This is a genomic window from Chryseobacterium luquanense (assembly GCF_026460945.1).
GTDB classification, from domain to species: Bacteria; Bacteroidota; Bacteroidia; order Flavobacteriales; family Weeksellaceae; genus Chryseobacterium; species Chryseobacterium luquanense.
The window spans coordinates 47,375-56,671 of the sequence record NZ_JAOVZV010000029.1; the positions used below are offsets into that span (position 1 = coordinate 47,375).

The window sequence follows — 9,297 nt, forward strand, 5'->3', positions numbered from 1 at the left end:
TAAAATTCTGTTTTGGATAAATTGTTTTTTAAACGTTTGTCCAAGTTTAACAGTGAAAAATTATTTGAATTCTACGACCTCTTTATCCTTATTTCTTTTATTCTGAACGCCTTCCCGGTTACGGTTGTTTCTCGATTTTCTGAAAATATCTCTGAATTTATCATAGTCTAGCGTTATCACAAAACCAAGTCCCGTTTCCACGATTTGTCCTTGCAATGCAACCTGATATTCATTTTTACGGTAAGCTCGCAGCGTATATCTTCCGTCTCTTGAAAGGGCGTAATCTATCTGTACATCTCCGGCGATATTCGTTGTGTTTTCATCCGGTCTTGCTTCACCTTCCACACCAAAATTACTTCCCACAGAAACTTTCAGTCGGTCGTTCAGTAATCTTTTGCTTAAACCAACATTCAGATCGGTTCTCGTATTTTGTGTTCCTGTAGAGTAATCTTCTGTCGATTCCAGATCAAAATTCAGGTCAACTCCTTTGATTAAATCTCCGGCTAAATTATTCAGCTGCTGAGAAAGAATTTTACTCACACTCTGTCTCGCCATAGTCTCTGCAGAAACTCCCGAGTTGCTCTCAAAAGGATTCTCACCGATAAATCTGTTCAGTAGAAGCAAGGCAAAAACCTGCTTGTTCATCTCATTCGGATCCTGTCTCAATTGTGCCAGTTTTCCATCGATCGTTTGGGTTACTTCAGAAGAAACAGCATTATTTTTCTCGTCTGTCGTAATATCGAATGAAATTTCAGGCTTCAACAATTCACCTTTCAAAATCAGCAAGGTATTGAATGGAATTCTCTGTTTATACTGGTTTAGATTTGCCTGATCGACCTGTTGTTCCACCAAATCAATCGGTGCGGTTTGCGTTTTATAAATTGCCGTAATATCAAGATTGGCCGTAGTCGGTTCGCCAGTCCATGTAATTGTACTTCCTTTTTGGATGTCAAATTTCCTTTTCAAAACGCTTACAGACATTTCATAACTTCCCTGCTCAACAGCATAAACACCGACCAAAGTTACCTTTCCTGATGGATCAATACCACCTGTCAGATCAGCTTCACCCTGAAGTTTTACAAAATCTCCGGCCGCTTTGTCAATCACAATCGACATTTTTGCTTCTTTGCTCAGCTCAATATTTACATTAACATCCAAACCTTTGATCGGGCTTTCAGCTTTTACAGAATCTGCAGTGATGGTTTTGTTTAAAGCGATCTGATCCTGGTCGATAAATTCTACAATCCCGTCTCTTTCCTGCAAAGATGGGCTTGATTGAGGAAGTACAAATGTGAAATCAGTTGTTTCTGAAACCGCCAGTCTTCCGTCAACTTTTGGTAAGTCTAAATTTCCTCTCACTTTCAAAGCTGCGTCAATCGCTAAGATCCCGTACATCATCGCATCATTGGATTTCTCTGAATTCACTACTTTAAAATCTTTAGCATCCAAATCAAGATTGAAAGCAAAATCTCTGTAGGTCTGTGTAAGAACCTGTCCGTCGATATTTAAAGAATTTCCGTCTTTGTCTTTAATTTTGAAATCGTCAAACTCAATGCCTCGGTTGGTAAAACCAATTTTATCATTAATTCCTCTGAAATCACTTCCGGTTTGAGCAATCATCAATCCGACATTATTCATTTTTACATCACCCAAAATCTTCGGTGCAGTCGTAGTTCCGGTAATTTTTAGATCTCCGGAAAGATAACCTTCAGTATTTGTGATCGCATTTGCCGTGAAACCCTGTAATGTTTTCATCTGAAGCTGATTCATATTTAGATTTAAATCAAAACTGCTGGAAGAAGTGTTGTAATTTCCTAAGATTTTCACATCATTATTGTTTCCGGAAAGCGCAATATCAGCATTCAAAAGGTTTGCAGACTGGTTATTGACTTTAATATCTAAATTTCCAACCGGACTTCCGAAGACAAACAGATCTGTCACATCAATATCTGAAGTGAAGGTCATATTTTTCGTTAAATCTCTCAGCTGAGCGGTTCCGTTAATGGTTCCTTTGGCTAAAAGTGAATCTTTTTTAATGATTTCTGTGATTGTTTCGATCTTAAAATCTTTTAATGAAACATTCAGCGGACTGCTTGGTGAACTGCTTTCAGACTGTAAAGAAATTTCTGCTCCCGAATTCGAAAGGGTGAAATTATCCGCCACAATTCCCTGACTGAAAATGGAAATTTTGTTGTTTTCAGCAACCGTCCAATCCATATAATTCAGTTTTAAACCGTTTGGATTTAAGGAAATTTCAGTGATGTCGTTCATCGATTTCGCATTTCCTGCAATCAGGAACTGCGTTTCATCTTTATCATCTTTCGTCGTAATGTTATAATTGATCACATTTTCAGCAACATCACCGTTGATATTGACTTTTTTCAGAGCAAAACTTTCGCTGGCCAGTGATGCCACACTCAAATCGTATTGTAATGCCTGGTTTTCGTTGGTGATTTTTAAGCTTGTATTTTCTAAAGTATTGGTTCCATATAAAACCTGCGGAATCTGTGCGTCCAGAAGGATTTGCTGAGAATCGGCATTGTAATTTCCGTTGATGTTGATGGTCTCAAAACTTTTCAGTTCGGGAACAAATTTTCTGATCAGATCATCATTTTTAACTTTAGCATTAAAAGTGAAAAACTGTCCGGCATCAACTTTCTGTGCAGCCGACGGTTTTTGAAACTGATAATACTGATTAATGGTCTGCATTAATGCTCCAAAAATCTGCGTCAGTCTGTATTTTCCGTTCAGTTCAACATCAGCAATCTGAGAATTGAATTTTATTTGCGTGGAATCTGCTGTAGAAACTGCCAGTAAATTCACTTCCTGAATTGGGTAAACTTCCTTTGTATCTGAAATTGCGAAATCTTTTAAATTTAAATATCCATTCAGATTATCCGGATCTAAAGTTTTAAAATCACCGTCAATCGCTCCTGCAATAATCATTGGCGAGCTGTAGAATCCGAGTTTGTTTAAATCTAATTTGTTGATATTTCCATTTACTTTCACCGACGGATTATCGTTGAAAACTCCTGAAGCCGCAAGATGTAAATTGGCGTTCGGATCTTTTGAGTTCAGATCAATATCGTAAGCGCCACGGTTGATTTTTCCTTTCAGATTCATGTTCTGGTAGGTATAACCATTGTAAGTTGCCGATCTCACATCGCCCGACAAAACCGCAGACATCGTTTTCGGATCAAAACCTTGTCCTTTCGCATTAATTTGCGCGGTTATGCTTCCTAAATCTTTATTCTGAATCAGTTTTCCAATCTGCAAACTTTGTAGATTGGCTTTCACATCAAAAGTCTCTCTGTTTTTTCTGCGTAAATCTGCTTTCGCGATAATTGCTGCATTTCCTAAAGTGGAAGTCAGGCGTAAATTAGTATCCACCAGTTGAGTCGTTCCTTTTGCCGTCCCACGAACCGTGAAGAAAGATGGCAAAGTAATATTATTTGGAATCGTATTCTTCGGAACTAAATTATAGATTGTTTTTGATGATGAAGAGAGTTCTGCGACGTTCAGATCATAATACAACTGATCCGGATTCATCGCATTTTTGATTTTCCCGGAAGCTAAAACTTTCAGCTGATCCAAACCTGAAACTTTCAGATTCTGAATCGCAAGATCGTTCACCGTTCCTCTGATAAATGCGTTGACATTTAAAGTTGCATTCGGATATTTATTGAATGGCGCTGTATTTCTTAAGGTCGGAACCAAATTTAAGATATCAGAAAAACCAATTTTAGAATCGCGGATATCGGCTGAAATCTGTACTGCTCCCAAATTGGAAGATAACTGCTCAATTGAGTTATAATTTAAAACAACTTCATCTCTTAAGATCGTTTTCGGAGTCTGTAAATAAAGGTTTTTCAGATAAGCCTGTTTTTCATCATATACAAAATCGGTATTGAATTTCTGTACATTTAAGCCTCGTGCTTCCTGAATTTCCGCTGATTTCACAGAGCCTGCAAAACCGTTGTTTTCCATTTTGAAATTGCGGACGTCAAGATTTAATTTAGCAAAATTTAAGTGGTTAAAATCCATTCCTGATCGGGTAGGAGCGACTGCGGTGTTGTTGTATGCCACTTTCACATCATCCAAAAGCAGTTTTCCTAAAATCACTTTCATCGCTTTTTCTTTCGCGGATACTTTAGAAACTTCAGGCTGAGCATCCTTTTTCGGATTGGCATTTTCTGTGGGCAGGAATAAATTAGCGTTGATGTTTGCCTGTCTCAGATAGATATTTCCAACATTATAATCGTTATTCTCAAGGTCGATGCTGTTTACTTTTGTGCTTAATTCTTTAAACAAAACCTTCGCAAAAGTCTTTGAATTATCGTCGCCGTAATCGATATCGAAATTGGTCAGTTTAATTCCGTTCAAGCCCAATTTCATCGGCTTTTTCTGATTCAGAGAATCTACTTTTTCTTCTACATTTTTGGCTACTTCTTCTACCAGATCCTGTTTCAGCTTTAATTTTAAACCATCAAGATTAATGTCATTAACGGCATAATTGTTATTCTGAAGATCAAATGTTTTTACTCTTGTATCAAATGAATTAAAATAGACCTTGATATCATTTCGGGACTGCTGATCGTTAAATGTAATCCCAATATCTTTTAATTTAATTTTATCTAATGAAATAATGAAAGGTTTTGATGGCGTCTCCTCTTTTTCAGAAGTTGCGAAAGCATCAATAATATAATCAAAATTAAATTTTCCTTGCGGATTTCTCACCACATTGGCGCGGACTCCTTCCATGTCAATCGACGTCAAATCTGCTTTGGACTTCATCAGTTGCCACATATCCAGACCTACGTCCAATTTTTTTACGGCTAACAGAGTGTCGATATTCTGACCTTTCAGATATAAATTTTCCATTACCAAACTGTTGGGAAAACCAATATATACTTTGTCGAGACTTACTTTTGTTTTGATTTTTTTTTCTAAATAAACAATTAGCTTATCTTTTACGTAATTCTGTACTGCGGGAAGTCTTAAACTTAAAATCAGTAGGATAATTAAAACAATGATAGAGATAATTGTAATAACAATACCTCTGAGAATTTTTCGTGTGTTGAATTTCAGTTTCAAATTTTCGTGATTTAGACAAATATACAATTCGTTTTTAAGCTGGCGAATCGTGATTTCACCGATGTTTATGATATTTCTTTCTGTCTTATATCTTGAATATTTGAAATTTGATGAGCTTTACCATGATTATTTTATATAAAAAAGTCTTTAGAAAGAGACTTTGTTTGGAAACAATCAGCAATATGTTTGCCAACCATAGTAAATGATGGAAATTTAATGCGTATGTGGTATCTTTTTCAAACGACAAAAACCTGCTCAAAGAACAGGTTTTTGTGTTGATGTATGCCTCGGTTGATATTAAATATTATGGAATATTTAAAGTGAATAGGTTTTCAGATGTTAGTTGAGTTACAACCGAGACATACATCTGATGGAGATTCAATTCATAGTTTTATATATTTAGATGAGTAATTATTCTTACCACTTTGCGATTTCGCCTTGTGGAGCTGCGCCGCCTTGCTTTTCTGTTATAGGAGCTTTTTCCTGATTAATGTGATAGATATAGGAAGCTATTTTTTCGGCATCTCTTCCGGTAATCGTTCCTTCTTTGATAAAAGGTCGCATGGTGGGGTTGTTGGGTGAGCCATTTTCAAGCATCCAGAAAACATTTTTAAATAAATTTTTTTCTTTGATGTTGATCCAGTGTGTATCGGTAAGATTGGGGCCAATTCCTCCTTTTCCTCCTTCTGCATGACAGGTTACACAATTGGTTTTAAATAATTGTTCGCCTTCTGTGATGTATTCAGCGCTGTATTTTGCGGTTTCCAGATTGATTGCGGGAGCAGTTTTTTCATATTCTTCAATGGAAGCTAATTGAATTTTTGTTTCCTTGTCATATTCTGCATCGGGATGAGCGTAATCTGTGAAAGCAAATGCGATGATGTAGACAGCGCAGAAAACGATTCCGAAATAGAAAAGTCCGATCCACCATTTTGGTAAAGAATTGTCTAATTCTGTAATTCCGTCGAAACCATGATCAATCAGAATATCTTTTTCTTCAGCCTGAGATTGCTTTTTAAAAGCTGAGTTCCAAAGTTTTTGATAATACGGAGTTGTTTTATCACTAATATATTCTTGCTTTTCTTCTTCGGACAGTCTGCTGAATCTTTCATTTTCAACCAAATCTCCGATAGAATTCATAATGAGCAATAAAATCGTAATGATAATCAGCAATGCCCAGAAAAAAGGTGTTGAAAAATAGTTGGTCTCTTGTGCGAACATTTCAAACGCCAATATTGTAATTCCTATTGTTATTGCAATATATATAGATATAGGTGTTCTCTTTTTCATTTTAATTACTGTTTAAAATTAATCTACACTTGCTGTTTTAACGTCTGTTGTCTTAATATCTGTTCCTAATCTTTGCAGGTAAGCAATCATTGCGATGATTTCTCTCTGTTCCATTGGAACGAAACTGTTTCCTCGTGCAACTTTCTCTTTATCCATTTGATCTTTTACATCGGTTGCTTCAGCATAAATTCTTTTTACAATTGCTCGTGACTGATTATCTGCCCATTTATTGGCTGAATCTATTTGTGCTTTTGTGTAAGGAACATCGAATGTGTTTTTCATTAAAGACATTTTATCTACCATTCTTGAACGGTCAAGTTTATTTGTAATCAACCAAGGAAAACGTGGCATAATTGAACCTGCAGAAGTAATTCTCGGATTATACATGTGTTTAAAGTGCCATGAATCTGGGTTTCGATCACCTTCTCTGTGTAAATCGGGTCCGGTTCTTTTTGATCCCCATAAAAATGGTCTGTCATAAATAAATTCTCCGGCTTTAGAATATTGTCCGTTTTTACCGTCAAATCTGTTAACTTCATCACGGAAAGGTCTGATCATTTGTGAGTGACAAGAATTACAACCTTCTCTTATATATAAGTCTCGTCCTTCCAATTCCAGTGGCGAATATGGTTTCACTGCAGATATTTGTGGTAAATTGCTTTTTACAGTCAGTGTTGGAACAATTTCTACCAATCCACCGATTGCAATGGCTACAAAAGCTAATATTGATAATAGATGAGGAGTTCTTTCCAGCCATAGATGTACGCCTTCGCCTTCTTTTCTGCCGGAGCCAACGTTGGCTAAAGCCGGAGCTTCTGCGGGAACATTTTTCTGAAATGATCCAATTTTTATTGTTTTATAAACATTTACGACCATTAAAATACCACCTCCTAAATAAAATATTCCGCCTAAAAATCTTAATTTAAAGTAAGGAATAATAGCTGTTACAGTATCTAACCAGTTTTTCCATAATAAAGTCCCGTCAGGATTAAATTGTTTCCACATTAAACCTTGGGTAAATCCTGCGATATACATAGGAACGGCGTAGAAAATAATTCCTAAAGTTCCCAACCAAAAATGCCAGTTTGCTAATTTTTTAGACCAAAGTTCGGTTTTCCACATAATCGGAACTAAATAATATACAACTCCGAATGCCATGAAACCATTCCAGCCTAAAGCACCTAAATGAACGTGACCAATAACCCAATCGGTATAATGTCCAATTTTGTTTAAAGATTTTGTCGCTAAAAGCGGTCCTTCAAAAGTTGCCATTCCGTAACAGGTTACAGCAACAACAAAGAATTTAAGGATAGGATTCTCTCTTACTTTATCCCATGCTCCTCTTAACGTTAACAATCCGTTTAGCATTCCACCCCAAGATGGAGCAATCAGCATAATAGAAAAACCAGTTCCTACCGCTTGAGCCCACGCTGGTAAAGCAGTATATTGAAGATGATGAGGTCCTGCCCAAAGATATACGAAGATCAGTGACCAGAAGTGAATGATAGATAATTTATATGAGAACACCGGTCGGTTTGCTGCTTTAGGCATAAAATAATACATTAGACCTAAAACGGGTGTCGTCAATACAAATGCAACTGCATTATGACCATACCACCATTGAACCAATGCATCTTTCACTCCTGAATAAGCAGAATATGATTTCCAGCTTGTAAATGATAATGGAACTTCAAGATTATTAAATATATGAAGCATCGCAACTGCAATCCACGTGGCAATGTAAAACCAAATCGCTACATATAAATGACGCACTCTTCTTTTAGCAATCGTTCCAAACATATTGATTCCGAAAATTACCCATGAGAAAGTGATTAAAATATCAATCGGCCATTCGTGCTCTGCATATTCTTTTGAAGTGTTGATTCCCATTAAAAAAGTAACAACAACCGCAATAATCATAATTTGCCATGTCCAAAAGTGAATCCATGATAAAGTATCGCTGTACATTCTGGTTTTCAAAAGTCTCTGCATACTGTAATAAGCACCGCAGAAAAATGAATTACACACAAAGGCAAAAATTACCGCACTCGTATGAAGCATTCTGATTCTTCCGAAACCTAAAGCTCCCTGAGAATTAATCAATCCCTGAATGTTTCCGCTTCTTAAACTTTGGATGGTAGTATCATCAGTTCCGAATAAAAATTCTGGCAATTCAGGATAAAAAAGCATCAAGGCGGCCGTTAAGCCTAAAATAAATCCTATAATTCCAAATACGATAGTCGCATAGAGGAATGCTCTGACAATATTATTGTCATAATGAAATTTTTGCGTCTCCATAAGTCTTGTGTCTTGCAGCGAACAATACTTTTCGTTGAATCTCCCTTTAATAAAGGTTTTGTTTACCCAAAAATAAATATCATGCTGCGTGTGTAATGTTTTGACAAAGGTATTTACTAACTTTGTGTGAGGCTATTAGATATACTTCTAAAATATACCAAAAACTACTAAAGCAATTGTGAGATGAAGATTTGTGGACAAAATATCAGAAAAATAAGACGTGACAAGGATTTCACTCAAGAATATATGGCGTTTGAAATGGGAATTTCACAGAAAGCCTATTCAGATATCGAAAACTCCAAAGTAAAAATCAATCTTGATATTCTCACAAAAATTTCTGACATTCTTAATATAAAACCGTCTGATATTTGCAGTATTTCTCATAAATGCGGCAATAATGATTACGAGGATAAATACAATGAGTTGGTAGAGTATATGAAAAAAAACAATATTTCTTTACCTCAGAATTTTCAATAACTTACCTATTATATAATAACTATTACCTCAGAAATTTCTGAGGTATTATTTTTGTGAGCTTTATCCCGCTCTCCACTGTATCTTTTGCTCATCGTTCCTCATCACAAAAGGATGTCGTTTCGATCGGGGCTATGGGAA

At 36.2% G+C, this 9,297-nt stretch carries 4 protein-coding genes; 1 reads left to right on the forward strand and 3 read right to left on the reverse strand.

Going from position 1 to position 9,297, the window contains the following annotated elements; genetic code table 11:
* Positions 1-60 precede the first annotated feature (60 nt).
* The 3 genes from OEA66_RS19940 to ccoN form a co-directional block, all read right to left on the reverse strand.
* Positions 61-5,094: a translocation/assembly module TamB domain-containing protein gene (locus OEA66_RS19940; protein ID WP_267283063.1), complete on the reverse strand. Its 5,034-nt coding sequence runs from the start codon at positions 5,092-5,094 to the stop codon at positions 61-63.
* Between the two features lie 417 nt (positions 5,095-5,511).
* Positions 5,512-6,384 carry a cbb3-type cytochrome c oxidase N-terminal domain-containing protein gene (locus OEA66_RS19945; protein ID WP_267283064.1) on the reverse strand — a complete coding sequence of 291 codons (873 nt, stop codon included), beginning with the start codon at positions 6,382-6,384 and terminating at the stop codon, positions 5,512-5,514.
* An 18-nt stretch (positions 6,385-6,402) separates the two neighbouring features.
* Positions 6,403-8,682, reverse strand: a complete 2,280-nt coding sequence (gene ccoN, locus OEA66_RS19950) for a cytochrome-c oxidase, cbb3-type subunit I (protein WP_267283065.1) — start codon at positions 8,680-8,682, stop codon at positions 6,403-6,405.
* Between the two features lie 183 nt (positions 8,683-8,865).
* Between ccoN and OEA66_RS19955 the strand changes: the two genes are divergently transcribed.
* The gene (locus OEA66_RS19955) at positions 8,866-9,159 is read left to right on the forward strand and encodes a helix-turn-helix domain-containing protein (RefSeq protein WP_267283066.1); all 294 of its coding nucleotides are present in this window, start codon (positions 8,866-8,868) and stop codon (positions 9,157-9,159) included.
* The last annotated feature ends 138 nt before the right edge of the window (positions 9,160-9,297 follow it).

Excerpts from the sequence above, each read along its gene's own strand:
- OEA66_RS19955 (WP_267283066.1), top strand. The coding sequence starts at position 8,866 with ATGAAGATTTGTGGACAAAATATCAGAAAAATAAGACGTGACAAGGAT.
- OEA66_RS19945 (WP_267283064.1), bottom strand. The coding sequence starts at position 6,384 with ATGAAAAAGAGAACACCTATATCTATATATATTGCAATAACAATAGGA.
- ccoN (WP_267283065.1), bottom strand. The coding sequence starts at position 8,682 with ATGGAGACGCAAAAATTTCATTATGACAATAATATTGTCAGAGCATTC.